The sequence below is a fragment of the Marinobacter sp. F3R11 genome (assembly GCF_003318275.1).
In the GTDB taxonomy this organism is placed as follows: Bacteria; Pseudomonadota; Gammaproteobacteria; order Pseudomonadales; family Oleiphilaceae; genus Marinobacter.
The window spans coordinates 227,052-252,881 of sequence record NZ_QOCH01000009.1 but is presented as its reverse complement, the minus strand read 5'-3'; the positions used below and the strand labels follow the sequence as shown (position 1 = coordinate 252,881).

General features: G+C 54.8%; 23 protein-coding genes. 16 read left to right on the top strand and 7 right to left on the bottom strand.

The annotated features are described in order from the left end of the window. Positions 1-10: 10 nt before the first annotated feature. The 3 genes from DS878_RS03910 to DS878_RS03900 are packed head-to-tail and all read left to right on the top strand — an operon-like array spanning position 11 to position 3,097. Positions 11-1,171: an acyl-CoA dehydrogenase family protein gene (locus tag DS878_RS03910; RefSeq protein WP_113814622.1), complete on the top strand. Its 1,161-nt coding sequence runs from the start codon at positions 11-13 to the stop codon at positions 1,169-1,171. Between the two features lie 25 nt (positions 1,172-1,196). Next, complete coding sequence (locus DS878_RS03905; protein ID WP_187298729.1) at positions 1,197-2,297, top strand: acyl-CoA dehydrogenase family protein; 1,101 nt, start codon at positions 1,197-1,199, stop codon at positions 2,295-2,297. A gap of 17 nt (positions 2,298-2,314) precedes the next feature. After that, positions 2,315-3,097 carry an enoyl-CoA hydratase/isomerase family protein gene (locus DS878_RS03900; protein ID WP_113814620.1) on the top strand — a complete coding sequence of 261 codons (783 nt, stop codon included), beginning with the start codon at positions 2,315-2,317 and terminating at the stop codon, positions 3,095-3,097. Positions 3,098-3,156: 59 nt separating this feature from the next. On the opposite strand, the gene DS878_RS03895 is transcribed toward DS878_RS03900, so the two are convergent. From DS878_RS03895 to DS878_RS03870, 6 genes are all read right to left on the bottom strand, one after another. After that, entirely contained in the window at positions 3,157-4,122 is a 966-nt protein-coding gene (locus DS878_RS03895) for an NAD(P)H-dependent flavin oxidoreductase (protein WP_113814619.1), read from the bottom strand. Between the two features lie 36 nt (positions 4,123-4,158). Beyond that, complete coding sequence (locus tag DS878_RS03890) at positions 4,159-5,586, bottom strand: hypothetical protein (RefSeq protein WP_113814618.1); 1,428 nt, start codon at positions 5,584-5,586, stop codon at positions 4,159-4,161. Further along, positions 5,583-6,725 (bottom strand): acyl-CoA dehydrogenase family protein, encoded by a 1,143-nt coding sequence (locus tag DS878_RS03885; protein ID WP_113814617.1) that lies wholly within the window; start codon positions 6,723-6,725, stop codon positions 5,583-5,585. The genes DS878_RS03890 and DS878_RS03885 overlap by 4 nt, the downstream gene beginning before the upstream one ends. Before the next feature lie 39 nt (positions 6,726-6,764). After that, positions 6,765-7,946, bottom strand: a complete 1,182-nt coding sequence (locus tag DS878_RS03880; RefSeq protein ID WP_113814616.1) for an acyl-CoA dehydrogenase family protein — start codon at positions 7,944-7,946, stop codon at positions 6,765-6,767. A gap of 75 nt (positions 7,947-8,021) precedes the next feature. Continuing rightward, a complete protein-coding gene (locus DS878_RS03875; RefSeq protein ID WP_261977578.1) occupies positions 8,022-8,705 on the bottom strand; it encodes a nitroreductase in 684 nt (227 codons plus the stop codon). A gap of 125 nt (positions 8,706-8,830) precedes the next feature. Further along, entirely contained in the window at positions 8,831-9,613 is a 783-nt protein-coding gene (locus DS878_RS03870) for an IclR family transcriptional regulator C-terminal domain-containing protein (RefSeq protein ID WP_113814615.1), read from the bottom strand. Between the two features lie 143 nt (positions 9,614-9,756). Between DS878_RS03870 and DS878_RS03865 the strand changes: the two genes are divergently transcribed. From DS878_RS03865 to DS878_RS03840, 6 genes are all read left to right on the top strand, one after another. Further along, positions 9,757-10,878, top strand: a complete 1,122-nt coding sequence (locus DS878_RS03865; protein WP_113814614.1) for a C4-dicarboxylate TRAP transporter substrate-binding protein — start codon at positions 9,757-9,759, stop codon at positions 10,876-10,878. Positions 10,879-10,953: 75 nt separating this feature from the next. Further along, positions 10,954-12,162: a CaiB/BaiF CoA transferase family protein gene (locus DS878_RS03860; protein WP_113814613.1), complete on the top strand. Its 1,209-nt coding sequence runs from the start codon at positions 10,954-10,956 to the stop codon at positions 12,160-12,162. Positions 12,163-12,175: 13 nt separating this feature from the next. Beyond that, positions 12,176-13,174, top strand: a complete 999-nt coding sequence (locus tag DS878_RS03855; protein ID WP_187298728.1) for an NADPH:quinone oxidoreductase family protein — start codon at positions 12,176-12,178, stop codon at positions 13,172-13,174. 11 nt (positions 13,175-13,185) lie between these two features. Further along, positions 13,186-13,689 carry a TRAP transporter small permease subunit gene (locus DS878_RS03850; protein WP_113814611.1) on the top strand — a complete coding sequence of 168 codons (504 nt, stop codon included), beginning with the start codon at positions 13,186-13,188 and terminating at the stop codon, positions 13,687-13,689. Then, on the top strand, positions 13,686-14,993 hold the full coding sequence (locus DS878_RS03845; protein WP_113814610.1) for a TRAP transporter large permease: 1,308 nt from the start codon (positions 13,686-13,688) through the stop codon (positions 14,991-14,993). The genes DS878_RS03850 and DS878_RS03845 overlap by 4 nt, the downstream gene beginning before the upstream one ends. A gap of 313 nt (positions 14,994-15,306) precedes the next feature. After that, a complete protein-coding gene (locus DS878_RS03840; RefSeq protein WP_113814609.1) occupies positions 15,307-16,647 on the top strand; it encodes a hypothetical protein in 1,341 nt (446 codons plus the stop codon). Here the strand turns inward: DS878_RS03840 and DS878_RS03835 are convergent. Continuing rightward, positions 16,631-17,590: a LysR family transcriptional regulator gene (locus DS878_RS03835; protein ID WP_113814608.1), complete on the bottom strand. Its 960-nt coding sequence runs from the start codon at positions 17,588-17,590 to the stop codon at positions 16,631-16,633. The two genes, DS878_RS03840 and DS878_RS03835, sit on opposite strands and share 17 nt — an antisense overlap. 165 nt (positions 17,591-17,755) lie before the next feature. Here DS878_RS03835 and DS878_RS03830 point away from each other — a divergent pair, with 165 nt between their 5' ends. The 7 genes from DS878_RS03830 to DS878_RS03800 all read left to right on the top strand — a co-directional run bounded on the left by DS878_RS03830 (position 17,756) and on the right by DS878_RS03800 (position 25,817). Beyond that, entirely contained in the window at positions 17,756-18,592 is an 837-nt protein-coding gene (locus tag DS878_RS03830; protein ID WP_113814607.1) for a MaoC family dehydratase N-terminal domain-containing protein, read from the top strand. Continuing rightward, positions 18,593-19,756, top strand: coding sequence for an acyl-CoA dehydrogenase family protein (locus DS878_RS03825; protein WP_113814606.1), 1,164 nt, complete (start codon positions 18,593-18,595; stop codon positions 19,754-19,756). 26 nt (positions 19,757-19,782) lie between these two features. Then, positions 19,783-20,988 carry a CaiB/BaiF CoA transferase family protein gene (locus DS878_RS03820; RefSeq protein WP_113814605.1) on the top strand — a complete coding sequence of 402 codons (1,206 nt, stop codon included), beginning with the start codon at positions 19,783-19,785 and terminating at the stop codon, positions 20,986-20,988. Positions 20,989-21,015: 27 nt separating this feature from the next. Continuing rightward, a complete protein-coding gene (locus tag DS878_RS03815; protein ID WP_113814604.1) occupies positions 21,016-21,831 on the top strand; it encodes an HpcH/HpaI aldolase/citrate lyase family protein in 816 nt (271 codons plus the stop codon). Positions 21,832-21,878: 47 nt separating this feature from the next. Continuing rightward, positions 21,879-22,991 carry an HlyD family secretion protein gene (locus DS878_RS03810; protein ID WP_113814603.1) on the top strand — a complete coding sequence of 371 codons (1,113 nt, stop codon included), beginning with the start codon at positions 21,879-21,881 and terminating at the stop codon, positions 22,989-22,991. Beyond that, positions 22,978-24,519, top strand: a complete 1,542-nt coding sequence (locus tag DS878_RS03805; RefSeq protein ID WP_222837430.1) for an MDR family MFS transporter — start codon at positions 22,978-22,980, stop codon at positions 24,517-24,519. Before DS878_RS03810 ends, DS878_RS03805 begins: the two co-directional genes overlap by 14 nt. 149 nt (positions 24,520-24,668) lie before the next feature. Then, complete coding sequence (locus DS878_RS03800; protein WP_113814602.1) at positions 24,669-25,817, top strand: acyl-CoA dehydrogenase family protein; 1,149 nt, start codon at positions 24,669-24,671, stop codon at positions 25,815-25,817. The last annotated feature ends 13 nt before the right edge of the window (positions 25,818-25,830 follow it).

Below are 25,830 nucleotides of genomic sequence, written 5' to 3'. Positions count from 1 at the left end.
GGTGCTCATTATGGAAAGTGTTCGTTTCAATTTTCCCGCTCCACAGATTGATGAAAGCGTAGATGAGCTTCGCAAGGAAGTGCGGGCCTTTCTTGAAGAGGAAGTCCGTAGTGGTGGTTTTACTCCGGTAACGGACTGCTGGTGCGCCGGGATTGACCCGGAGTTCAGCCGGAAACTTGGTGAGAAAGGCTGGATTGGCGTTACCTGGCCCCGGCAGTACGGTGGCCGTGAACTGAGTGCCCTCCATCGCTACGTGATTACTGAAGAAATGCTGGTGGCGGGAGCCCCGGTACATGCCCACTGGATCGCTGATCGCCAGAGCGGGCCGCTGATCCTGGCTACCGGAACTGAAGAGATGAAACAGAAAATCCTGCCGCAGATTGCCGCAGGCAAGTGCTTTGTGGCTCTGGGGCTGAGTGAGCCTGAGTCCGGTTCAGATCTTGCCTCTGTCCGCACGCGGGCGGTCAGGGTAGAAGGGGGCTGGGAGGTTACTGGCACCAAGCTCTGGTCATCTGGCGCACAGCAATGCCAATACATGACAGTACTCGCTCGCACGGGAGAGCGGAATCCTGAAAAGCGCCACGATGGGCTGACCCAGTTTTTCATTCCGCTGGATTCCCCCGGGGTAACGGTGCGGGGTATCCGGGACATGAGTGGGGTAGAGCACTTCAACGAAAGCCATTTTGAGAAGGTCTTTGTGCCGGATGATGCAGTACTGGGTGCTGTTGGTGAGGGCTGGAAGCAGATAACCAATGAGCTGGCGCTGGAGCGCTCGGGGCCGGAACGTTTTCTGAGTACCTTTGTTGCGTTGGAGAAAGCGCTGCAACAAGGCGCGCCGAACATGAGCGGGCACCAGGCCGCCGTTGCGGGCAGTATTATCGCCCGTATCCGTGCATTACGTGCCATGTCTCTGGGGGTTGCCGCTTTGCTGGGGCAAGGGCATTCCCCTGAAGTGGAGGCGGCGCTGGTCAAGGACCTGGGGACCCGTTTTGAGCAGGACATTATTGAACGGCTACGGGAGTTCTGGCCGGTACGAATGAAGCAGGGTTATGGCGATGAGCTGCAGAATCTCATGGCTGACAGCTTGCTGCGGTCGCCCTCGTTTACCTTGCGGGGCGGTACCAACGAGATACTCAAGGGCATCATCGCCCGTGGCATGGGGTTACGCTGAGCTCACAGCTCATGGGAGATTTATTATGGGATTTGATATGGAAGAAACGGATCAGCTGATTCGTGATACTGCTCACCGCCTGTTTACTGATCAGTGTGATGCAGAGACTGTTAATGGTTCTGAATGTGGTGAGGCTCCTGAGCGGCTGCAAAAAGCGATTCTCGAGGCCGGCCTGACTCTGGCATGGGTGCCGGAGGCTGCGGGTGGTGTTGGTGGATCCCTGGCTCTGGGGTTCAGTCTGATTCGTCAGGCTGCTGGTTTTGCTCTGCCTGTGCCTCTGGCTGATACGCTGGTTGCCAACCTGTTGCTGGCTGAAAGCGGACTTGAGATAGCCGACCAGTGGGCGGCCCTGGCGATGGATGGCGGCGAACTGCCAGTTCTGGTGCAGGGAAAGGTCAGCGGTGTGGTAGAGGCTGCCTCGGGGATGCCTGAGGCCGAGGTCCTGGTGATGCCGGTGACACAAGGTGGCCAGATCCGGATAGCCGTGTTCACCCCGTCAGTTGTCGATGTTCAGCACCATGAAAGTCTGGCTGGCGAGGCCCGCTCTCGTATTACTCTCAATGCAGCGGTTCCTGACCAGTTGTCTGATCCGGTCGATGGCATGACAGCGGATGGTCTGGGGCAGTTTTGTGCACTGGTGCGTGCATGTCAGATTGCGGGTGCGCTGGAAAAAATGGGGGAACTGACGGTTGGTTACGTCAAGGAGCGCCAGCAGTTTGGCCGTCCATTGGGCAAGTTTCAGGCGGTTCAGCACAAGGTCGCCGATATCGCTGGTGAAAGTGCCATTAGCGGCGCAGCGGTTGAACAGGCAATTCGCATGATATCTTCGCACCCTGCCCCGTTCGATGGGAGTATGGATATCTTGCTTCCGGTGGCAACCGCCAAGGTGGTGGCTTCAGAGGCGGCTGGCAAGGTGCCTCGCGATGCACATCAGGCCCATGGCGCCATGGGATTCAGCTTTGAGTACCCGCTGCACCAGTATAGCCGCAGGGTATGGAGCTGGCGGGAGGAGTTTGGTTCTGAGTTCTACTGGTCAGAACGACTCGGAATGGCTGTCGCATCTGAGATTGATACTCATGGGTCCGGCAAGTCCGCTACCCGAGCCTGGGATGTAGTATCCCGATAGAGCAAGCAGGAGAACCCATGAACAAGTTTGAAGATGTTGTTGTAGAGTGGCACGGCCACGTCGCACTGGTGGAAATCTGCCGGCCACCACTTAACTTTTTTGATGTGACGCTGATTGAGCACCTTGCGGAAACCTTTGAGGCTCTTGATCAGGATGACCGCTGCCGGGCGATAGTTCTCGCAGCCCGGGGAAAGGCTTTCTGCGCTGGCGCGGACTTCTCTTCCAGCGGTAATGATCTTTTCAGACCGGGTTCTGATAACAGCGCCATTACATTGTATAAAGCGGCTGTCCGGTTATTTGACTGCAGCAAGCCGGTGGTTGGAGCGATTCATGGGGCAGCCATTGGCGGTGGGCTTGGTTTGTCGCTGGTGCCGGACTTCCGGGTGATCTGCCCCGAGGCCCGCTTTGCCGCTAATTTTGTCCAGCTTGGTATTCACCCGGGTTTCGGGATCAGTCTGTTGTTACCGCGGTTGATCGGGCAGCAGCGAGCCCGATTGATGCTCCTTACCGGTCGCCGGATCAAGGGTGAAGAGGCTCTTGAGTTCGGGCTGGGTGACGTGCTGGTTTCGGCAGATAAAGTTCGTGATGAAGCACTGGCACTGGCCTCTGAGATTGCCCAGTGTGCCCCCCTGGCAGTGGAGTCTACCCGGGCCACGCTCCGCCAGGGCCTCGGTGAGGAATTGCGGGTGCGTCTCGAACATGAGTTTGCAGAACAGGCCTGGCTGGCCACAACGTCTGATCACAAGGAAGGGATGGCTGCAGTAAAAGAGCGGCGGGCGGGGAACTTCAATCGATCGTGATTCAGTAATCAGGATTTTTGCAGTAGTTTGAAAAAGGGCCTTGAGGCCCTTTTTTTACATCAGTGACTGCTGGTAATTTGTTGTTTTGCTGTTTCGTATTCGTCCCTCAGCTCTGCCACTGCGTCAGCCACAGATTTCTGTTGGGTGATGCCTCCTACGCCCTGACCTGCGCCCCAGATATCTCTCCAGGCTTTGCTCTTGGTCCTGTCGGAACCGAAACTCATTTTGCTTTTATCTGATTCGGGCAGGTTGTCGGGGTCCATTCCGGCCCGCAGGATGCTGCCTCTGAGGTAGTTGCCGTGAACACCGGTAAACAGATTTGTATAGACAATTTCAGAGGCTGAGGACTCGACAATCATATCCTTGTACTCCTGATCGGCATTGGCTTCCTCTGTAGCGATAAACCGGGTGCCCATATATGCCATGTCTGCCCCCATAACCTCGGCACTGAGGACGTGGTTGCCCTTGGTAATGGCCCCACCGAGGACTACAGGGCCATTAAAGATCTGGCGGATCTCCGACAACAGTGCAAAGGGGCTGAGGGTTCCTGCATGGCCACCGGCGCCGGCGGTCACAAGAATCAGGCCATCCACACCCATGCTCAGGGCTTTTTTTGCATGGCGAATGTTTGTGACGTCGTGAAAGACCAGACCACCGTAGCTGTGCGCAGCTTCGATAACCATCGGGTTGGCCTGCAGGCTGGTTATGATGATTGGCACTTTGTGTTTCACGCACACCTGCATGTCGTGTTCGAGGCGATCATTGGTTGGGTGTGCAATCTGATTGACTGCATAAGGGCCGACTTTCAGGTCCGGGTTTTCTGCCTGGTAAGAGGCGAGTGTCTCTTCGATTTCGGTCAGCCATTCATCAAGCTTTTCTGCCGGGCGGGCGTTAAGAGCCGGGAACGAGCCAATGATACCGGCCTTGCATTGCTCGATAACCATCTTTGGGGTAGAAATGATGAACATCGGTGAGCAGAGCACCGGGAGATTCAGCTTGCCTTTTAATGCATCCGGTAGACTCATGTTGAGGCTCCTTTCAGGTTTTTATCGGGTGGCACTTCACAGCGCCAGGTAAAGAGTCAGGTACATAATTGCCAGAACGCTGATGCTGAACCAGCCATTCCAGAGCACTCCAAAACGCAAAGGAGATATGCCTGAAAAGCTGGAAATGAAACGAAGAGATGCGGTGAACGGCGAGGCCCCCGCAAACACTGCCCAGGTAATGGCAATAACGGAGGCCTGCACCAGGGGCGAGATGCTCAGATCGGGAATCTGTTGCAGCGCCCCCAGCATCAGGGTGACAGTGATAATGGCGTTGATTCCCATGAAGGAACCAATCAGCATGATCAGGGAAATCCCAACCATTATTGTTGCATTGCTGATGTTAGCCTCGGTGAGCAGCGTGCTGGCAGTTGCCGGGTCAATCAGTGGAATCAGAATGACTCCTATGAACCCCGACGTGGTGAACAGGACGACTTCGTTACGCTGATTGGTAAAGGTTTCCGGGAATGATCGCTTCAGCCGCCTTGCCAGCAGCCCTGCTTTGAAGGCCAGCGGCAGCCCCCGGTATTGCTGCCAGATCCAGGCCAGGCCAATAACGGGAGCACACATTAACAGTGTCGGAAACAGCTCCAGCCCCGAGAGCCTGGAAAGAACGTAAGCAAGTCCCGGAACAAGCGCGACCAGACCAGCGAGCGGAATCAGCTGAGTCAGGTTGCCGTTGGCAACCGTGGGGGTGGGCGGCCGCGGGTAGGCCAGCCAGTCCAGCAGCCCCCCCCAGAGAATAAACAGTAAGGTCCAGAGCAGGCCAACTGGTGCATACTGCTCCCAGCTCAGCTCCGGAATCCCTGACAGAACCAGTAGCATGGTTACTGACGTCGGAGCCCAGAGAGGAACACCGCAAAAGCCCCGTAAAGTTGCCGTAAGCATGCGTCGGCTGCGAATGGTGGCAATCCGCCGGGTTTCCGGATCCACGCCAGGGCGAATGGCTCTGCGCACCATGGTGCCCAATACGTTGAGCGCCCCGATATTCAGCATCACACTGAAGAGATGAGAGCCAAAGGTCATCAGCATATAGCGCCGTGCCGGGGGCTGATTAACCAGCACTTTGCCGCACTTGCGAACAAGCGCTGATGATTTTGCGGATTCCCTCAGCACCGCCAGAGACGTAATAAAAAGAGTGAAAAATGCAGCCCGGTCGGCACCACCGGCAATGGCTTCACTGCCAATCTTGCCGCTAAGCCAGAGTCCCGCGGCAAGCGCCGGAGCGAGGATTGCGAAGAATCTGTAAGTCGGGCTGATTCCAGGCCACTGCAACACCACAAAAATAAGCAAAGTTACTGCCGACAGGCTGCTGAGCCAGTCAGCGGTGACAAACTGTTCGATGATTGCGCAGGCACAAACCAGCAACAGGCACAGAGTTGCAAGGTTGCACCTGTTCAGGAACCAGCTTTCATTGCGAGCCTGTTGCAGGGCCAAAGTGCTCACACAGATAGCGACAGGGTCGCCAGTTGCTGCTGGTGGTAGTCAGCGTCTCCGAACAGGGAGTTGAGTACCATCAGGTGTTTGACATAATGCCCCACGTCCAGCTCGTCGGTAATGCCCATTCCACCGTGTAGTTGAATGGCATCATTGCCCACCCGCTTTCCTCGGCGGCCAGTAATTACCTTCAGTGCATGGAGATTCCGGAGGTGTTCCTGAGAGTCTGGTTTGTCAGCCGAACAGACTGAGCGATATACAAGGGAGCGGGTTTCCTCACAGGCGGTAAACATATCCACCATGCGATGCTGCAGTGCCTGGAAGGAGCTGATAGGTACTGCGAACTGCTTGCGGACCTTGGTGTATTCGATGGTGGTATTGGTCAGGTGAGTCATGAGTCCAAGAGCTTCAGCGCAAAGCCCGGGCAGGGCGTTGTTGATGACCCCTTGTAACAGAGCGGCCCCCTTGTTTTCCTGACCAACCAGCTGCCCGGATTTAACCTGAACGTCGTTCAGCAGCACCTTGGCAGCCCGCTGGCCATCCATCAGCCTGTAGCTGGTCAGTTCCAGGCCGGGTGCTGTTGCATCCACCAGGAACAGGCTGATTCCCCATTCATCCTGCTGGCCTCCCTCTGTGCGGGCCGAGACTATGAGTTTGTCGGCGGCAGGGCCATTGAACGCCATGGTTTTTTCCCCGCTCAACCGGAAGCCTGTAGGGGTTTGGCTGGCGCGGGTGCAGGTATCGTTGAGGGTATAACGCGCCTGGCGCTCCATGTATGCGACGCTACCCTGTAGCTGGCCTGCAATCAGTCGGGTAAGCAGATCATCGCGCAGGGGGCCTTCGGTTCCGGCTTCTACCAGTTTGCCAAACAGCAAAACCGTGGCCAAATAGGGTACTGCCACCAGGCCCTTGCCCATCTCTTCCATTAGCAGCATCAGCTCAGTTGCTTCACCACCAAACCCTCCGTTTTCTTCCCGGAAGGGTATTGCCAGCCAGCCCATATCTGCGAATTGTTTCCAGAGCTCCGGGTCGAAGCCAGTGGCGCTGCTGACATCCCGCTGCCTGCGCTCGAACGGATAGCTCTGGCCGACAAGGCGGGCAGCACTGTCCTGAAGTATTTGTTGTTCTTCGGTGAGAGAAAAATTCACAGCCCAATCCTTTTATTGATAATCCGCCGCTGACTGCGATCAGAGGCCGAGTACTCGCTTGGCGATAATATTTTTCTGGATCTCGTTGGATCCCCCGAAAATTGTCGCTGCCCGACCGTACATAAAGTCTTTGCGTGCCTGATCACCAAAGCTGTGTCCTATATCAGCTGACGAAGTGTCGTTATCGGCAATCATGCAACCATAAAGGCCTGCCAGCTCGATGGTCAGCTCATGGAGAGCTTGCTGAATCTCGGTGCCTCGGATCTTGAGCAAAGAAGATTCGGCTCCGGGGCTGCGGTTACTTGCCATGGCGGCAAGTACCCGAAGCTCCATGTATTCGAGGGCCATCAGTTCTGCTTCGATAGTTGTGAAACGGGCGCGAAATTCTTCGTCCTGGATCATGGGACGTCCGCCCTGGAGTTCGCAGGAAGCAAACTTGCGCAATCTGTCGAGCCGGCTCTTGGAATCGGCAACGCGGGCTATAGCCGTACGCTCATGAGCCAGCAGAGATTTTGCATAGGTCCAGCCCTGGCCCTCTTCACCAATGCGGTTACTTCGGGGGACGCGAACATTTTCAAAGTGGACTTCATTGAGCGAGTCCACACCGTTGATGCTGGGAATGGGTGATACGGTGATGCCTGGTGTTTTCATGTCGATCAGCAGGAAGGTGATTCCCTGCTGGGGTTTACCGGAGTTATCTGTACGGACCAGACAGAAAATCCAGTCAGCGTACTGGGCGTAAGTCGTCCAGATTTTTGAACCGTTAACGACGTAATCGTCGCCATCCCTGTCAGCACGGGTTTTCAGTGCTGCGAGATCAGAGCCAGCGCCTGGTTCAGAGTAGCCCTGACACCACCAGTCAGAGCCATTCAGAATACCCGGGAGGAAGCGTGCTTTCTGCTCACTGTTGCCATAGGTATAAATAACCGGACCAACCATTTTCAGCCCGAAAGGCACCACATCCGGGGCCTGGGCAATAACCCTCTCACATTCATAAATGTATGACTGGGTTGCGGACCAGCCGGCACCGCCATGTTCACGAGGCCAGAAAGGAGCTACCCAGCCCTGAGCGAAGAGTTTTTTCTGCCATTGGATGACCCCCTGCTTATAGGTACCGGGATTATTGATCAGTTGTTGGGAGGCCTCCGGTGCTGCATTGGCAAAAAATAACCGGACCTCATCCCGAAATTTCAGGTCGTCTGATGAAAACGTGATGTCCACAGTACAGGCTCCAGATAGCTTGCTTATTGTTATTGCCAGAAATAGCCCGGCGGGACCGGGCTTTTCAGTAGATTGTCAGCCTTTGAAAATGACAGCGTTGCTCAGGGGCTCGCGTACTGTTCGCGTTCTGTTGGCATCAACATCAGGGTCTTCGTAACCAAAACTGATACCCAGCAGGATGCCGGTATCCTCGCCGAGCCCGAATGCTTCCCGTACCAGATCCGGGTATGCCCGCATGCTGCCCATAGCGCATGAACTGATGCCAAATGCGTGCATGGTAAGCATGAGCGTCTGGGCATACATGCCCACGTCCAGCGAGATAGTTGCGCCAAAGTCACGGTTCATTCCCAGAAAAACAATATGCGGCGCGTCGAAGAGTTCGAAGTTGCGGCGGATGGCCCGGTGGCGTCCCACTTTGTCATCGCGGGCAATGCCCATTTCGTTATAGAGCGCAACAGCACAATCTACCTGGCGTTGGCGGTATTCTCCTTCCCAGCGGGAAACATAGGGATAATCCGGCTGACCCGGCACGCCCTGTTCTAATCGTTCAACAAACTGGTCGCGCAGGCGGTCCTTGACCTCGCCAGAAGCGACAAACACCTTCCATGGCTGGGTGTTGCAGTTTGAGGGAGTCTGTTGGGCAATTTCAAATACATGCTGCATGACTTCCTGCGGCACCTGATCGGGCAAAAAGCCCCGGATGGAGCGCCTTGACGTAATTGCATCGATCAGGGACATGGTGGGTTTGGACAAAACCATAGAGTTCTCCGATGGGCGCTTGAAGTTGTTATTACGTACACGTTACCAAGATAGCGCGCCACAGAGAAAAGCATATTTTTTATCAGAGCTATGCCTATGATGTATAGGATGGGTGCGTCTGGATTTTATTGGCGCCGGGCAAGTTCGCAGTGAATCTGGTTGGCGGTTTCCCGAAGCTGGTCCAGCAAGTAATCCAGCACGCCTGGTTCTGCAGCCTTGCTTGGGGGAAGAGTGATATTTATGGCTGCGATTGTTTTGCTTTGCGGATTGTGGATGGGGACGGATATGCCACACATACCTTCTTCCAGCTCCCGGTCAACTACCGACCAGCCTTTGGCCCCATCTTCCCGGATAATCTGGCGTAACCTGTCTTTATCCGTGACGGTAAATCTCGTGTATTGCTCGATGCTGGCAGTCTCAAGGAAATGGTTGAGTTCTTCATCCGGAAGCTCAGCAAGCTGTATCCGGCCAAGGGAAACCACATGGGCCGGAAGCGATGAGCCTATGTTCAGCGTACTTTTGAGCAGTTTTCGGGTCGGAACACGCATTACGTAGTAGATGTCATATCCGTCGAGCACTGCGATCGAGCAGGATTCGTGAACTCGTTGTACCAGCTCTTCCATGTAGGTCTGTGCGAATGACCAGATCTCCATGGAGGACAGGTAGGAGAAACCCAGCTCCAGAATGCGGGGAGTCAGCCAGAACAGTTTTCCATCTGTACACGCATAACCCTGGTCACAAAGGGTATGCAGCAGCCTGCGTGCACTGGCCCGGGATATGGCAGCCCGGGTGGCAACCTCAGAAAGTGATAGTGTCGTTGCACCTTCCCCAAAAGTTCTTATTACCTCCAGACCTCTTATAAATGATTGAACTATAAGATTTTGATCTCTTTCTTGTTGCAGGGTCATCCTTGTCTCTCCCCAAAAATTATTTTGACACTGGCAGACATATAGTCTTTTCTTCACTTGTTCTCATGGAGAACATTATGTGCGCACAGCGAACAAATAACAAGTAAGTCGCTGTGCAATCCCGGAAACTGGAGATAACTACAATGTTAAAAAAGAGTCCTGGTCTGTTTGTATCTATGAGCGCGGGCTGCCTGCTGGTGGCTGGTTCCCTCGCTTCTTCTGGTGTCCTGGCACGCGATCTCACTTATGGTAGTTACCTGCCGCCCCAGCACCCTACCAGTGTAGGGATAGCCACATTTCTTGAAGAGGTGGAAAAGCGCACGGACGGTAGTATTGAATTCAAGTTTTTCCCCTCAGGAGCGGCTGCATCAGGCAAGGAAATGTTATCTGCGGTTCGTGACGGAATGATCGATGGTGGCTTTCTGGTGACCGTGTATTACCCGACGGCCATACCGGCGAACACGACAATCAGCGATCTTTCATTCTGGAACCAGAACTCGCTGGTCGCTACGGCGGCGAGTATCGACACGGTTCTCACTGGTTGCCCTCAATGCCTCGAGGAGCTGGAGGAGCACGATGTCCGCTTTCTCGCCAGTTACGCCACGCCCCCCTACCAGGCCATCTGTAAGAACGAATTTGCATCCGGGTTTGAGCCTGACGGAATGCGAATGCGGGTTGCCGGAGAGGAAATCGGCCGCTGGGTTACTCAGATCGGCGGCATTCCGGTCAACATCCCCAATAACGAGTCTTATGAAGCGATGGAGCGCAGTCAGCTTGACTGTGTGATAGGGGCTACCAGCTGGCTGAAGTCACTGTCCCTGAACGAAGTTGCCAGCAGTGTTGTTGAACTGCCGATGGGGGCTTTCCTTGGTGGTTCATTACTCAATATCCGTGATTCTGTCTGGCAGGATCTTTCAGATTCCGAGCGACAGGCAATTATCGAAGCCACTCCTGTAGGTGTTGCCAGAACCATTTTCGAGTATCAGAAAGAAGAAACCGAGGTGCGCAAGGCCGCCGGTGGCCAGGGTATTCGTTTTGTTGCGGTATCCGATGAAATGAAAAATGTACGTGAAGCCTTCATGCAGGCCCAGGTAGAAAGGGCGGCCACGACAGCATCCGGCCGTGGCGTTAAGGACGCGGATCAGATTGTTACGAACTTCATAGCCAATCTTGAAAAATGGGAGAAATTGCTGACGGACCCGGATATCACGGAGACGCAGTACGCTGCTTTGTTGAAAAGCGAAATATACGACAAAGCCTTCTGAACCCATGTCATCCCGGGCGCGGAGTTCCAGCAGTTGGCTGGTGTCCGTAGCCCGCTATTCAAGGTGAGCTGATCAATGAGTAACAAAACGCCTGAGCTGATGCCGTTCCGTGGTATCCGGGTACTGGATGTAAGTCAGGGGCTTGCTGGCCCCTATGCAACTCAGATGCTGGCCATGATGGGGGCCAGCGTTTTGAAAGTGGAGCCTCCGCAAGGAGACTGGGGGCGACTGATGGGGCTTCGGAAGCAGGGCCACAGCGCTTTGAGTGTTTCGGCTAACTGGAACAAACGCTCGATATGTATTGACGCCCGAACGGAAGAGGGCGTTGAGGTATTGAAACAACTCGCAACCCAGTCTGATCTGGTTATGGAAAGCTTCCGGCCAGGGGTGATGGACAAACTGGGCCTTGGTTTTGAGGTGTTAAATGAACTCCGCCCGGGAATTATCCTGGGCTCCATCAGTGGTTTTGGCCGGTTAGGCCCCTACGCTGGAAGGCCCGGGTCTGACAGCATTCTGCAGGGAATTACCGGTATGTCGTCCATGAATTCCGGTGCTGACGGTCAGCCGCAGCGCGTTGGAATGCTGGCAGTGGACATGATTACGGGGCTTTATGCCGGATACGCCCTTTCTGCTGCGCTGTACCAGCAAAAGTTGACCGGTGAAGGGCGACATCTGGACCTGTCTTTGCTGGCGGGGGCTTCCGCCTTCCAGGCAATGCCGATAATCGAGTCTTTTTTGCAGGATGGCCAGCGCAGTGCTCATGTGACTGTGCCATCGGGCACCTTTGATGCGAGCGATGGCGCAATATCCGTGGCCTGCCTCCGGGATGGGATGTTTTATGCTCTCGCAGAGGTGCTCGGGCATCCGGAGTGGCAGCATGATTCGCGATTTGCCGACAATGAATCCCGCCAGGTTCATGCTGCTGAAATTCACCGAATGATGGCAGAAGTGTTTGTTTCCCGCCCAAGACTTTACTGGATTGATCGTCTCAACGAGGCTGGTGTGCTCTGCGGCCCGTTGAACAGTTACGCCGATTTGCTTTGCGATCCCCAGGTCCAGTCTCTCGACTTAATGCCAGAAGTCAGTCACAAGGCATTTGGCAAGATTCCACTGCCTAGATTTCCAGGCGCGGAACCCGTCACAGAGAACCTGAAGCCTGCCCCCGACCTGGGGGAACATACGTATGAAGTACTGCGTGAGGCTGGTTACGACGAAGAGAAAATTACTTCGCTGGTCCAATCGAAGGCCTGTATTCAGGCCCCGACTTCAAATGACAACAATTAATAAGGAGGGCTCCATGAAAGCGATTTTGTGTGACCAGTTCACGAGTTTTGAAGACTTGACGATGGTTGACGTTCCCCGGCCGGACATTGCGCCAGGTTGTGTGCGGATCAAGGTTGACTATGCAAGCGTCGGCTATGCTATTTCTTTGATGGTCGCCGGCCGTTATCAGCGGAAGATGACGTTACCGTTCATTCCGGGTACCGAGGTCTCCGGGGAAATCATTGAATGTGGCCCGGGCGTTGAACGTTTGAGTACCGGTAGTCGGGTGGCGGCAATTGTCGATGCAGGAGGGTTTGCCGAGGAAGTTGTAATAGACGCCGCAACGGTCTATCCGGTTCCAGACAATGTTTCGCTGGAGCGGGCTGTTGGAATCCCCCTGTCTTATGGTACAGCGGCAACTGCATTGGAGCGTGGTGGTGTAAAGGATGGACAGAGGGTACTGGTCTGTGGGGCGGGTGGGGCTCTTGGTCTGGCGGCTGTCGAAGTCGCTAAACAAAAAGGAGCGACGGTTATTGCAGCAGCCAGTTCTGGACTTAAACTGGAGGCAGCCCGCCTGGCCGGGGCAGACATACTCATTGATTATAAATCTCAGAATCTGCTGGAGACCGTCCGTGCCGAAACCGCAGGGCAGGGCGTGGATGTGGTGTTCGACCCCGTGGGGGGGGCTGATTTTGAGAGCCTCATCCGCTGTACTGCAAACGGTGGCAGCATTCTTTCTCTGGGCTTTGCCAGTGGCCTGATCCCTCAGGCGCCTGTGAACCTGCTTCTTGTTAAAAATGTCAGCCTGCACGGAGTGAACTTTTCCGAGTATATCGGCTGGGGAAAGACCGATCGTCGTCAGGAGTTTGTCCCTCAGATGCGTGCTTTAATGGAGTGGCTTTTCTCAGCCGCCGCAGCCGGCAACCTTAATCTGAGATCCCCCCAGATGTTTGACCTTGCGGATGCGAAGCAAGCGATTGCCTGCGTCGTTGGCCGCCGCTCGGTAGGAAAGGTGGTTCTCAGGGTTCGTTAGCGGAGGCATTTATGGGTGCATGGCTGAAAAAAATCAGTAATGGCGGTGCAATAGCTGTTGGAGCGGTAACGGTACTTATGGTGGTGCATGTTACGGCTGAAGTATTGCTCAGGCTTCTGTTCGGAATGCATATTCCGGGAACCATGGAAGTGGTCACCTATTACTACATGGTGGCTGCAGTGTTTGTAGGTATTTTTTCCTGTACTGCAGCTGATGTGCATATCCGGGTTGATGTGGTTGCCCAGTTTTTTCGGGGGCGTTTCAGGCGGGTGGTTGATGGTATAGGCATGGTTGCAATAACTGTCTATTTTGCCATCTTCTCTTATGGTCTGTATCTCCAGGCTGTGCGCAGCTGGAAGCGGCAGGAAACAGTGGATGCAATCGTTGCAGAGCTTGCGATCTGGCCATCCCGATGGCTGGCCGTTATCGGAATTTCTCTTGCTCTGATGGCGTCTTTGTACTGGCTGTATCAGTTTGTCTCTTCATGGGGCAGTGGTCAGGAGGACAGCCTGTGAGCCCTGTAGAAATTGGCCTTTGTTGTATAGGTATTCTGTTACTGCTTCTTGTCCTGCGCATACCTATCGGGATCGCGTTAGGATTGACCGCTTTCTCAGGAATCTGGTGGCTCCGTGGATCCAGCGCTGCATTTTCGCTGATGGGGGCAACTACCTTCCAGTTCATCGCCCACTGGTCACTGACTGCAATTCCCATGTTCATCCTGATGGGGGCGATTGCCTTTCATACCGGTCTGACCCGCACACTGTTCGACGCAGGGCGCGCCTGGCTCAGTTTTTTGCCGGGAGGGCTGGCAATTGCCACTAATGTTTCAAGTGCCGGCTTTGCTGCTGCTAGTGGTTCCAGTGTGGCGATGGCAGGAGCAATGTCCCGGCTTGCAGTTCCTGAAATGCTAAGGGCAAAGTATGACCCGGGGCTTGCCACAGGCATCGTTGCGGCGTCAGGAACCCTTGGAGCGTTTATACCGCCCAGTATTCCGTTTGTTCTTTATGCGGTATTCATGGAGGCATCGGTTGGCCAGCTGCTTATGGCTGGGATAATACCGGGGCTGCTGACAATGCTGGCCTACGCGGCCGTGATCATAATCCGGGTGAAACTGAACCCGAGCCTCGCACCACGAACCAACGACAAACTGGACATGCCGGAAAAGCTCCTTTTGCTGGCTAAATCCTGGCCTTTGCCTGTGATTGTTGCAGGTGTAGTGGGCGGTTTGTATACGGGGATTGTAACTGCCACAGAGGCTGGTGCTTTCGGAGCCTTCATTGCGGTGATAGCTGCCGTTGTCCAGGGTTCCTTCAGCTGGGATGCGATGAGGAATGCGGTCTCTGAAACCGTTCAAAGCACAGCTTCTATCTTCCTTATTGCCATTGGTGCGGTGTTGTTCAGCCGGATGCTTACGTTGAGCCAGATACCGATGAGCATTGGGGGCTGGGTCGAAAATTATGCTGTGGCGCTATGGATATTTCTCATTATGGTAACGGTTTTCTATATCATTCTGGGCATGTTTCTCGACCCTATAGGGTTGATGCTCGTAACGCTTCCGGTTTTGGCTCCATTTGTTATTGCTTTCGATATCAACGTCATATGGTTTGGTGTGCTTGTGGTGAAGTTTATTGAAATAGGCCTGCTTACACCCCCTATAGGGCTCAATCTTTTTGTTGTCAGTGCCGGCGTCGGAGACACGGTTCCTTTCGGCACAATCGTTCGGGGAACCTTGTGGTTTCTGGCGGCAGAGGCTGTAGTGCTTGCGTTGTTGATGTTCTTTCCGGAAATCTCACTTTTCCTTCCCTCCCTGATGTATTGAGTTGTTGGCCTATGGAAATGACGCAGGGAGCGCGTCGGGCCAGGAAGTCAAAATAAGGTATATAAAACCGGCATGGATTTTATAGAAAAATGGTTTAACCGTGAGGATATGATTCGTTGACCAATCTCAAGAGAGGGTTTAGGTTTTGTAGCCCAAATGAGTCTCGTCACGGCATCCTGCAGATACCCGCCGGGTTCAAAAGCGCGAACTCGATGTTTGTGAGCAATACGTGACGCTGCTGCCCCGGTGAGCGCATGATGTGGCAAGTCCCATCTAAAACCTTAGAAAAATTTCGATCATAAATGGATGGGATATGAATCACTCCTTTTTGCGGCCGGATAGCTTTTCCGGACTGCGCTCGGTTCTTGCTTACCTGGCATTATTCACTGGCATCGCGACTTTTCTGCCAGGCAATACCTATATTGCTACGGTTCTGATCTGCCTGGCTATTCTGCTGGGTTGGGGAAATCTGCGCATGGTGGGGCGCATTATCCTGTTGCTGATCTTTATTCTGACATTTGCCGGGCTTATGGTAGATCCGGCAGCGGTGCCCAAGGCAGCAGGTAACATGTCCAGAATCGGGGCGTTGATCATTACGGTGATGCTGCTCTCTGCAGTGCTGGGACAGTCTGATGATCTCAAACGAATTTCCCGCAGTCTGTTTGCCGGCAAATCCTTGTTCCGTTACATCGGTATGAGTTCCGGTACTGCGTTACTTTCCGTGCCCCTCAATTTCGGATCTGTAGGTGTGGTAGCAACCATGATCGGGTTGCAGGTCAGGGAACGGGGCGACAGTGCAATGGCGCGGAATGCTGCACGGGCGGTTATCCGGGGCTTTGCCGCATCGCCTATGGCATCACCACTGTCCATCTCTGTTGTTATGACAGTGACCTTTCTTCCCGGTTTATCGAGCTGGAAGCTTATTGCTCTCGGGCTTCCGTTTGCCCTGTTCTATCTTTTTGCTGGTGCCCTGGCGCGGGAGGATGAACCACCACGTGAGGAGTTGGCGATTGATGCTGCCGGGGATGAGTCTGCAATGCTGTCGTGGCTCCGTTTTATCGGCATTATTGTTCTGATCTGCCTCGGGGCTTTCGCTCTGAGCGTAGGCGGCGGGCTGGTTTATTCCCAGGCGGTTACGTTGAGCTGTCTGACCGCTGTTGTTATCGGGCTTTTCTACCGTCGAGTTCATGATGGTGTGGTGTCCTTGCCTTCAATGGCCATGGCAAACAATGAACTGGCCATTATGGGTGGGTCATCCTTTCTTGGCGGTATTATTGGCACCATAGCGCTGAGCTGGCTGGGCATGGAGTTCAGTTTGCCGGTATGGGCCTACCCGGTAGTGGCCATGGCCGTACCCTGGATGTTCTTCATCGGAGGAGCAATCGGAGTGAATCCGATTATCTCAGGTACCCTGTCGGGCAGCATTCTGGGACCCATCTGGCCTGAGTATGGACTGCTGGGGCTGGGGCTTGGCATAGTAGGCGGGTGGGGCATCACCATCGCGGGCACGCCGTATTCTGCTAACGCCCTGCTGCTGGAGCGTTGCACTGGCTATGATGCCCGAACAGCATCCTACGGGTGGAGCCTGAAATTCTCGCTGGTTACACTGGTAGTCTGTAGCCTGGTGTGTGCTGTATTTACTCTTCCTTTTTGATGCTTTGAGCAAGAGCGGGATCACTTTCCTTCAGCTTGTGCGTCGCTTCAGGCGAGGACAGATTTCTTATTTTCTCCACTAACTCCTTGCCACATTTGGGCAGGGCATCAAACTCGCGGACAATCAGGCTACGTTCCCGCTCCGCCCAGTCGTCTTCCAGATCGATGGTCGCAATATCCAGAAAATCCGCGTACCTCTGTGCAATAGAACGGGGCAATATGCTTATGCCCACACCCCGGCTGACCATCCGGCAGGCTGACTCAAAACCGAAGACCTGGATCCTCATCTGAAGAGTTGAACCGGTTTCGCTGGACTGCTCCTTGAGAAAGTTGAACAGGGTGCTGCCTTCCCGTAAACCAATGTGGGAGTAGCGGAGAGTTTCGATGAATGAAACTGCCCTTCGCGTGGCCAGTTCATGATCTTTCCGGGTTACAACTACCAGCCGGTCTACACTGAAGGGAATAATTTCGAGCTTTTTGTGGGGGCTTACCGGGCCGGCGACGACACCCAGGTCGGTTGATCCGTCAACTACCCCACGAATGATGTCGTTGGTGAGGCGTTCCTGGAGGTCAATCGTAACGCCAGGCCGGTTGACCAGAAAACTCGCCAGCACATCTGGCATGAAATCGCTTACCGCTGTGGTATTGGCGAATATGCGTAAATGCCCCGACTCCCCTTCAGCATACTGGGAAAACTCATCTTTGATGTAATCCACCTGGCGCATGATTGCGCGTGCATGGACCAGGAGGTCATGACCAGCAGGCGTCAGTTCCACGCCCTGGCTGTCGCGGTAGAACAGACGGCTGCCGAGCTGCCCCTCCAGTGACTTGATCCGCATGCTGGCCGCAGCAGTGGACAGGCAGGCACGGCGGGCCCCGCCGGTAAGACTATTGGCTTCGGCTACATGGATAAACAGGCGGAGATCAGGAATATCAAAGTGCATGGTTCAGATAATCAGCAGGCTAATAAAGAGGTTATTAGTCTAAACCCACTGGGGTGTTCATGGAAACAAAACGCACCCTTGTGGAAAAACGAATACTCCCGGGCGTTGTATAACGGCATTCTTACCATTGTTCGAAATCCAGAATAAAGACTGATAAGAGGATGCGTGATGTCAAGCTCTCCCGAAGGCTGGATCGGCAAGCAGGAATCCTGCAGGGATCGCCTGGACCCCTCTCATGCCGGTCGTATTGCAGCCATGCTGGATCGCCCGCTCCCCCGGGAGGGTGATGACCTTGCAGCTCTGTGGCACTGGGCATTTTTCCAGATTCCGGTACCGCCTTCCGCTACGGGGCCGGATGGTCACATAGCGCCGGGTGGTTTTTTGCCCATATCTGAAGGCAGCACCCGGATGTGGGCAGGTGGTCGCGTTAATTTTCACCGGCCACTCGCCATAGGTCAGCCAGCGGAACGCCAGTCCTGCATTAAGGCGATCAATGAAAAAACGGGGCGTTCTGGCAAGTTGCTGTTCGTCACGGTGGAGCATGAATACCGCCAGAATGGCGTGCTGTGTCTGAGCGAGGAGCAGGACATTGTATACAAGGCACCGGCAGCGCCGCGGTTGTCACTGGACAAGCCGGTCGCAGAGGCTCAGTGGAGCCAGTCGATTCAGCCGTCACCGCTGCTGTTGTTCCGCTATTCGGCGGTTACGTTCAATGGCCACCGTATTCATTACGATCATCCTTACGCCACTGAGAAAGAAGGGTATCCGGATCTGGTGGTTCATGGGCCGATGATAGCCACGCTGATGGTGCAGGCCTTTGTGGATGCCAACCCGGGACTGACGCCGGTACGCCTGTCCTACCGGGGATTGCGACCATTAACCGTAAACAAGTCATTCGAGGTTGCAGGGCGGATAGACGGCAACGGTCAGGCATTGCTTTGGGCTGCCAATGAAGACGGCCCGGCGCACGAGGCAGAACTTGAGTTCAAGGAGAACAAATAGATGACCAGTCCATCACTGGAGAAGTATCAGGATATTCGCGAGGGTGTACGTGGCTTGTGCGCGGAGTTTGACGCTGCGTACTGGCGCGGCATAGACGAAAGGAAAGCTTTCCCTGAGGAGTTTGTCGAGGCGATGACCCGGGCTGGCTGGCTGGCCGCGATGATTCCTGAGGAGTATGGCGGTTCAGGCCTTGGGGTGGCAGAAGCTTCGGTTATTCTTGAAGAGGTCAATCGTGCCGGTGGTAATTCCGGAACCGTACATGGCCAGATGTACAACATGTTTACCCTGTTGCGTCACGGCAGCGAAGAACAGAAACAGAACTACCTTCCAGGAATTGCCGCAGGCAAATTACGTCTGCAATCCATGGGTGTAACCGAGCCAACCACAGGAACGGATACCACCAAGATCAAGACTACAGCGGTCCGCCAGGGCGACAAGTACGTGATCAACGGCCAGAAAGTATGGATCTCCCGCATCCAGCATTCAGACCTGATGATCCTGCTGGCCCGCACAACACCGCTGGAAGACGTCAAACGCAAGTCAGAAGGCATGTCGATTTTTATCGTCGACCTGCAACACGCCATAGGTAATGGTCTGACAGTTCAGCCTATTGCCAATATGGTAAATCACGAAACCAATGAACTCTTCTTCGATAACCTGGAGATTCCCGCCGAAAATCTGATTGGCGAGGAGGGTAAAGGGTTTCGCTATATTCTCGACGGTCTCAATGCCGAGCGCACTCTGATAGCAGCCGAATGCGTTGGCGACGGGCGCTGGTTTATAGACAAGGCACGCAAGTACGCCAGTGAGCGGGAAGTGTTTGGCCGCCCGATTGGCAAGAATCAGGGGGTTCAGTTTCCCATCGCCAAGGCCCATATCAACGTAGAAGCAGCGGATCTGATGCGCTGGCGCGCCTGTGAAGAATACGACAGTGGCCGGAACGCAGGTGCCAGTGCCAATATGGCGAAGTATCTGGCTGCCGAATCCTCCTGGGAGGCCGCCAATGTATGCCTGCAGACTCACGGTGGGTTTGGCTTTGCCAATGAGTACGACGTGGAACGGAAGTTCCGGGAAACGCGCCTGTATCAGGTAGCGCCCATCTCTACCAATCTGATTCTCTCATATGTGGCTGAGCATCTGCTGGAGTTGCCGCGGTCTTTCTGACGTCTGGCATCCAAGGGAAGGTTTTTGTGGCAGGAAATAGCAGAAAGCCCCTCCCCCTGGAGGGGGTGACAGTGGTCTCACTGGAGCAGGCCATAGCGGCTCCTTTGTGTACGCGTCAGCTTGCGGAACAGGGCGCGAGAGTGATCAAGGTTGAGCGCCCTGACGGTGGAGATTTTGCCCGGGGCTACGATGACAGGGCCAACGGACTCTCCTCTCACTTTGTATGGGCCAACCGTTCAAAGGAAAGCCTGACTCTGAACCTGAAGGCTGCTGAGGGGCAGGAAATCCTTCACAGGTTGCTGGCACAGGCAGACGTTCTTGTGCAGAACCTCGCGCCCGGTGCTACGGCCCGGATGGGGCTGTCCTTCGACGAGCTCCATGAACAGTATCCGCAGTTGATTGTCTGTGACGTCTCCGGTTATGGCGACGGAGGCACCCATGGTGGCAAGAAAGCCTATGACTTGCTGATCCAGAGTGAGAGTGGTTTTTTGTCAGTGACCGGGGCGCCGGACGCAGATGGTATGGCGAAAGCTGGCTGTTCAGTTGCGGATATTGCTGCGGGGATGTACGCCAGTAACTCCGTTTTGTCAGCATTGTTGTTACGGGCTCGCACGGGCGAAGGCAGTCATATTGATGTGTCGATGCTGGAGAGTCTGGTGGAGTGGATGGGCTACCCCATGTACTACAGCTATAGGGGTGCGCCGCAACCAGCCCGGACGGGAGCTTCCCATTCTACGATTTACCCCTACGGCCCCTTTCCGGTCGGGGATGGCAAAACCGTGATGTTGGGGCTACAGAACGACCGGGAATGGCAGGTATTTTGTGAGCTGGTGCTGGAACGTCCGGAGCTGGCCCGGGATGAGCTCTACCTTGATAACCCCCGGCGATCTGCAAACCGGGATCAGCTCGGAGCGCTTATCCGGGAGGTCTTTTCCGGGATGACCCTTGATGAAGTGGTGCGCCGCCTGGATTCGGCTGGTATCGCTAATGCTTCGGTAAACAATATGGCGCAGGTCTGGAACCACCCTCAACTGGCCGCCCGGGACCGCTGGGTGGAAGTGGCAACACCGGCTGGACCCCTGCCTGCCCTGAAGTCGCCGGGCTTGTGTTTCCCCGATGCAGTTTCTGCTGTGCCAGAGTTAGGCGAGCATAACGCAGGAATTCTCGGTGAGCTGGGTATTGGCCAGGATCGGATCCGCCAGTTACAGCATAGCGGTGTGATCGGACACTAACGTAATACAGAAAACAGGAATCTGACCATGACAGGCAGAGATTTGAAAACCATGCTCTTCGTGCCGGCTTCCCGCCCCGAGCGAATTCCCAAAGCAATTGCCAGCAATGCTGGAGTGGTGATTGTGGACCTGGAAGACGCCGTGCCGGCAGACGCCAAGGACTCTGCCCGTCAGGCGCTGGATGTATTCCTTTCCAGCCATGAAGGTGCGCCGGTATATGTGCGCATCAATGCCCGGGGAGCTGCGGGTTTTGAGGAAGATCTGGCACTGTGTACGCGTCATGCGAAGGTAATCGGCATCATGTTACCGAAAGCTGAATCAGCGGATGATATTCTTGCTGTGGTCAGTGCCGGGAAGGCCATTATCCCGTTGATTGAATCTGCTATCGGGCTGGTTGCTCTCAACGAGATTGCAGCGGTGCCGGGAGTAGAACGGCTGAGCTATGGCGGCCTGGACCTCAGTGATGATCTGGGCATTGAAGGCAATACCGAGGGGGCAGAGACTGTTATGGATCAGTGCCGTTATCAGCTCCTGATCAGCTCCCGAGCGGCCGGTTTGCTGGCGCCAATCGATACGGTTTTCCCGGTTTTTGACGATGAAGATGCGGTGCTTGGTCGGGCTCGTCGGGCCCGGAACATGGGGTTTGCGGGTATGCTCTGTATCCACCCGAAGCAGATCGCACCAGTACAGGCAGGTTTTTCTCCGGATCCGGAGCAGGTGGCGTGGGCTTACAAAGTCATGAAGGCAGCCAGGTCAGGAGACGGTGCCTTTAAAGTGGATGGCCAGATGGTGGATGCACCGGTCATAGCTATGGCCAGAACGATTATTGAGCGGGCAGGCTAGACTCGCGCCAGAATGTCAAAACAACCATAACAAGGACTATATCCGGTATGACGGTGTCAAGATCCCGTAGGCGTTATCTGCAGCGTGGGAGCGCTGTAAAGACAGCTGCTGTGCTGGTACTCGTTTTGGTTTTGCTGATATGGGGAAGCCAATGGCTGATCTACCGGATAAACCATGTGCATGTGGTGGACGCCCGGATCAAGACAGACATGGTCGCCATAGCTTCCCGGCTGCCCGGCTGGGTTCGTTCCATTGAGGTGGAAGAGGGCGACTCTGTAAGTGAAGGTCAGCTGTTGCTGGCGATTGACAGCAGCGAGCTTGAACTTGAGTTGGCAGTGATGTCCGGGCGCCGGTCAGTTCTGGAAGCGGATGCAGCCCGGATACAGGCGGAACTGGATTATGCCAGGGCCGTTGACCGTACAGAACTGGAACTGGCTGAGCAGGAGCTGGCTGCAGCTCGCCTGAAACTTGCGCGGCAAAAGCTAGAGTTGGCCAAGGCAGATGAAGACCTCATGCGTCTTCAGGGTATGACCGCGAATGCCATGGTATCGGCGCAACAACTGGCCGATGCACGCCACCTGCGTGACGCTTCACAGCTGAACCTGAAACTGGCTGAGAGCCAGTCGCTGGCGGCAAAGGCTGGCAGAACCCGGGCGGAAGCCGAAGCACTCAGGCAGCAAGTACTGGCCAGGGAGGCGGATGTGGTTGCCGGTCGTCTTGCCGGTCTGGAAGCGGAAGAGCAGACCCTGAAACTGCGGCTGCGTGACCACCATTTGCGCAGCCCGGTAAATGGTCGCGTAGCCCGTGCCTTTGTTGAGGCTGGTGAATATGTACAGACCAGTCAGAACCTGATGCTGGTTTTCCGTCCGGACAGGCTCTGGGTAGAGGCAAACGTCAAGGAAACCGCGGTAAGAAAGGTAAAGCCGGGGCAAAAGGTATCCATTGAAGTTGATGCATACCCGGGAGAGTCATTCCGCGGCACGGTGACACGGGTAGGGTACGCAGCAACCAGTGAGTTTGCGTTGATACCAAGCCCTAACCCCAGCGGTAATTTCACCAAAACGACTCAGAGAATTCCGCTCAAGATTGTTTTTGACAAGCCTGATAGCCGGTTACGCCCCGGAATGATGGTAGAGGCGGGTATCCGTGTCGGAGACTGAAGCCCTGTTCGAGCGTTATGGGCCAAGATACAAGTGGTTCATTACCCTGACAGTGATGCTCGGCACCCTGTCCATGACGATGGCCGCAACCATTGTCAATGTGGCTATCCCGGACATTATGGGTAACTTCGGAATTGCCCAGACCAAGGCGCAGTGGCTGTCAACTGGCTTTCTCGCCGCAATGGCGGCGTTCATGTTGCTAAGCTCCTGGGTATTGCAGACCTTCGGTATGAAGGGTGCGTACATCGGCGCCATGGTGCTGTTCATGATCGCTGCTGTCCTGGGTGGCGTCAGTCTCCACGAAGATATGGTTATTCTGTCCAGAATTCTGCAAGGCGCCATGGCAGGAATCATCCAGCCGCTGGCTATGACCGTTATTTTCCGGGTGTTTCCTCCGGAGCAACGTGGTTTGGGCATGGGAGTTTATGGGCTGGGGGTTGTTCTGGGTCCGGCAGTAGGGCCTGCACTGGGTGGCTTCATGGTGGACTGGTTGAGCTGGCGGGCGGTGTTTTTCCTGCCGCTCCCTGCTTGTCTGGCCGGTATTATGTTCGCCCTGTTTTTTGCACCTGCCCGGGGGTCGGAAGACCGGATGCAGCCATTCGACTGGACCGGTTTTACCTTGCTTTGTGCTGCTCTCGGGCTGTTGTTGTGGACCCTGTCCAATGGCCAGAGGTTGGGGTGGGGAGCTACAGAGATCCTGTCCTGTGGCATTGGGGCACTGGTGACCTCAGTTGTATTTGTGGTCTGGGAGTGGCACAGCCCTCGGGCGTTACTGGCGGTCAGAATTTTTGCCAATCCCGGTTTTGCCGCCAGTTGTCTTGTGGCCTTTTGCTATGGGGCCGGGCTGTTTGGTTCAACCTATCTTGTTCCGCTGTTTGTGCAGGAAATTCAGGGGTTTTCAGCCAGTGCTTCCGGGTTACTGCTGATACCTGCGGGGCTGGCCATGGGGTTGATGTTTCCGGTAGCCGGACGTCTGAGTGATCTGTATCCGGCACCATTGCTGATAGCACTCGGAGCGACACTGTTCGCGTGGTCATGCTGGTCGCTGGCTGTCATTGATGTTTATACCTTGCCGTGGGTCATTGTGGGCTGGGTTGCGCTGGGCCGGATAGGGTTGGGTCTGGGCATGCCGGCTCTGAGTACCGGCTCACTGAACCTTCTGCCACCGCATCTGCTCAGTCAGGGGGCTGGCGCCAATAATTTTTCGCGCCAGCTTGGTGGTGCCATGGGTGTGAATGTTCTTGCTGTGGTACTGGAGTGGCGCAGCGTCGGGCATGCAGCGGTTATTGCGGAAACCCAGACTATGGGTAATGAGATGACCCGCGAGTGGCTGTCGGTTATGCACGACAGCTACACGGCGGCAGGTGCGAGTGCGGATCAGATACACAGCCTTGCGTTGCGTCAACTTGGTGAGGTGGTCTGGTTTCAGGGGTACAGCCAGGGGTTTCAGGATAGCTTTCTGATACTTGCCCTGGCATTTGCCTTTGCCCTGATACCAGCCTGGTTGATGAGGCGGGCAGGAGCCTGAAGCTAATAATTACCAATAAAAGCATTCGGTTTTGCCATTGGTATGCACCGGCGGGATGCGTACTCTGATGCAGGATTTTGCCAAAGGCTTCCGCATCCCACCCGAAGGGGTTGCCCGGGCTACCAACAAGAATAAACGGGAGAAAAACAATGGCGCATTACAAAACCCCCTGGATGACCGAAGAGTTGGAGATTTTCCGGGATTCTGTGCGCAGGTTTCTGGATAAAGAGTTCGTTCCCAACCAGGAACGCTGGAACAAACAAGGCTATGTGGATCGCGAAGCATGGCTGAGAGCCGGTGAAATGGGGCTGCTGTGCGCCAGTATCCCGGAACAGTACGGTGGCGGTGGCGGCAACTTCGCCCACGAGGCGGTGATCAATATTGAGCTGACCCGCGCACTGTTGAATTTTGGTATAGGCGTTCACAACGGCATTCTTGCTCATTACATCCTCGCTTATGGGAGTGAGGGGCAGAAACAGCGCTGGCTGCCACGCATGGCCACCGGCGAGCTTGTCGGCGCAATTGCCATGTCCGAGCCGGGAGTTGGTTCTGATCTCAAAAATGTTAAAACCCGGGCGGTTCGTGACGGCGATGATTACCTTGTCAGCGGCTCCAAAACATTCATTACAAACGGCTTTCATGCCAATCTGATTTGCGTAGTTACCAAAACTGATCCGGAACTCGGTGCCAGAGGAATCTCCTTGATCATGGTGGAAACCGAGGGGCAGACAGGTTTTCGCCGCGGCAAACTGCTGGAAAAAATAGGGCAGAAAGCACAGGACACTGCTGAGCTCTTTTTTGATGATGTCCGGGTGCCTGTGAATAATTTGCTGGGAGCAACGGAGGGCCTGGGATTTGGTCAGCTGATGCAGCAGTTGCCTCAGGAACGCATGATTATTGCGCTTTCGGCTCAGGCCAGTATGCACAGGGCTATAGAGTTCACCACTGATTACGTCCGGCAGCGGGAAGTGTTTGGCCAACAACTGAGTGAACTGCAGAACACTCGCTTCAAACTGGCTGAATGTAAAACCCTAGCTACCATCGCCACAACCTTCGTTGATCAGTGCATGATGCAGTTACTGGCCGGAGAGCTGGATACCACTACAGCAGCCATGGCCAAGTGGTGGACCACCCAGAAGAACTGTGAGGTGATTGATGAATGCCTGCAGCTCCATGGTGGCTACGGCTATATCCTCGAATATCCCATCGCGCGAATGTATGCCAATGCCCGGGTAAGCAAGATATACGGCGGGTCTAATGAAATCATGAAAGAGCTGATTGCTCGCAAGATTATCTGATTACAGTATTTCA

Bases quoted from the DNA above. Each gene is read 5' to 3' on its own strand.
- DS878_RS03910 (WP_113814622.1), top strand. From the start codon at position 11: ATGGAAAGTGTTCGTTTCAATTTTCCCGCTCCACAGATTGATGAAAGC.
- DS878_RS03905 (WP_187298729.1), top strand. From the start codon at position 1,197: ATGGGATTTGATATGGAAGAAACGGATCAGCTGATTCGTGATACTGCT.
- DS878_RS03900 (WP_113814620.1), top strand. From the start codon at position 2,315: ATGAACAAGTTTGAAGATGTTGTTGTAGAGTGGCACGGCCACGTCGCA.
- DS878_RS03895 (WP_113814619.1), bottom strand. From the start codon at position 4,122: ATGAGTCTACCGGATGCATTAAAAGGCAAGCTGAATCTCCCGGTGCTC.
- DS878_RS03875 (WP_261977578.1), bottom strand. From the start codon at position 8,705: ATGGTTTTGTCCAAACCCACCATGTCCCTGATCGATGCAATTACGTCA.
- DS878_RS03870 (WP_113814615.1), bottom strand. From the start codon at position 9,613: ATGACCCTGCAACAAGAAAGAGATCAAAATCTTATAGTTCAATCATTT.
- DS878_RS03865 (WP_113814614.1), top strand. From the start codon at position 9,757: ATGTTAAAAAAGAGTCCTGGTCTGTTTGTATCTATGAGCGCGGGCTGC.
- DS878_RS03860 (WP_113814613.1), top strand. From the start codon at position 10,954: ATGAGTAACAAAACGCCTGAGCTGATGCCGTTCCGTGGTATCCGGGTA.
- DS878_RS03855 (WP_187298728.1), top strand. From the start codon at position 12,176: ATGAAAGCGATTTTGTGTGACCAGTTCACGAGTTTTGAAGACTTGACG.
- DS878_RS03850 (WP_113814611.1), top strand. From the start codon at position 13,186: ATGGGTGCATGGCTGAAAAAAATCAGTAATGGCGGTGCAATAGCTGTT.
- DS878_RS03840 (WP_113814609.1), top strand. From the start codon at position 15,307: ATGAATCACTCCTTTTTGCGGCCGGATAGCTTTTCCGGACTGCGCTCG.
- DS878_RS03835 (WP_113814608.1), bottom strand. From the start codon at position 17,590: ATGCACTTTGATATTCCTGATCTCCGCCTGTTTATCCATGTAGCCGAA.
- DS878_RS03825 (WP_113814606.1), top strand. From the start codon at position 18,593: ATGACCAGTCCATCACTGGAGAAGTATCAGGATATTCGCGAGGGTGTA.
- DS878_RS03815 (WP_113814604.1), top strand. From the start codon at position 21,016: ATGACAGGCAGAGATTTGAAAACCATGCTCTTCGTGCCGGCTTCCCGC.
- DS878_RS03810 (WP_113814603.1), top strand. From the start codon at position 21,879: ATGACGGTGTCAAGATCCCGTAGGCGTTATCTGCAGCGTGGGAGCGCT.
- DS878_RS03800 (WP_113814602.1), top strand. From the start codon at position 24,669: ATGGCGCATTACAAAACCCCCTGGATGACCGAAGAGTTGGAGATTTTC.